Annotated in this window: 1 protein-coding gene; it reads left to right on the forward strand. The window is 69.2% G+C overall.

Annotated elements, in window-relative coordinates; all coding sequences use genetic code 11:
* Positions 1–185 precede the first annotated feature (185 nt).
* Positions 186–1175: amidohydrolase family protein (locus Cco03nite_RS42010; RefSeq protein ID WP_203699632.1), on the forward strand; the 990-nt coding region annotated here is incomplete at its 3' end.

Consider the following 1175-nt stretch of genomic DNA (forward strand, 5'->3'; position numbering starts at 1 on the left):
TCGTACTTCGTCGACCCCGAAGGCAAGTTCGTCGGCGAGCCCGCGGACGCGTTCCAGCCGGAGCTGGTCATACGCGATCTGGACCTGGGCCTGCTGGCGACGGTGCGTGACCGGTGGCAGTTCTACCGGGACCGCCGGCCCGACGCCTACGGCCCGCTGACCCAGGCCTGAGAGCGGAGACCCCCATGGCCATCCTCATCACCGGCGGCACCGTCGTCACGCCCACCGGCCGCCACGCCGCAGACGTGCTCGTCGACGGCGAGACGATCGCCGCCCTGTTCGCCCCCGGCCTCGCCCCGGTCGTCGCGGACGCCGAGGTCATCGACGCGACCGGCAAGTACGTCATCCCGGGCGGCGTGGACGCGCACACTCACATGGAGCTGCCGTTCGGTGGCACGTTCGCGTCGGACACGTTCGAGTCGGGCACCCGCGCCGCGGCCTTCGGCGGCACCACCACGATCATCGACTTCGCGGTGCAGCGGTCCGGCGAGAACGTGCACGAGGGCCTGGCCGCCTGGCACGCCAAGGCCGGCGGCAACTGCCACATCGACTACGCCTTCCACATGATCATCGGCGGGGTGGACGACGAGTCGCTCAAGGCCATGGACGCGCTCGTCGACGCCGAGGGCATCAGCAGCTTCAAGCTGTTCATGGCGTACCCCGGCGTCTTCTACAGCGACGACGGCCAGATCCTGCGCGCCATGCAGAAAGCCCGCGACAACGGCTCCATGATCATGATGCACGCCGAGAACGGCATCGCCATCGACGTCCTCATCGGCCAAGCTCTTTCCCGGGGCGAGACCGACCCGATCAACCACGGCCTCACCCGCCCCGCCGAACTCGAGGCCGAAGCCACCCGCCGCGCGATCTCTCTGGCCCAGGTCGCCGGCGACACCCCGCTCTACATCGTGCACCTGTCCGCCTCCCAAGCCCTCGAAGCAGTCGCACAGGCCAGGGACACCGGACGCAACGTCTTCGCCGAAACCTGCCCCCAGTACCTCTACCTCACCCTCGAAGACCAGCTCGGCGCACCGGGGTTCGAGGGCGCGAAGTGGGTCTGCTCGACGCCGCTGCGTTCCAGGCAGGAGAGCCACCAGCGCGACCTGTGGCGCGGGCTGCGCAGCAACGACCTGGCCATCGTGTCGACGGACCACTGCCCGTTCTGCTTCAAGGAC

This window comes from Catellatospora coxensis, from assembly GCF_016862635.1.
GTDB lineage: Bacteria > Actinomycetota > Actinomycetes > Mycobacteriales > Micromonosporaceae > Catellatospora > Catellatospora coxensis.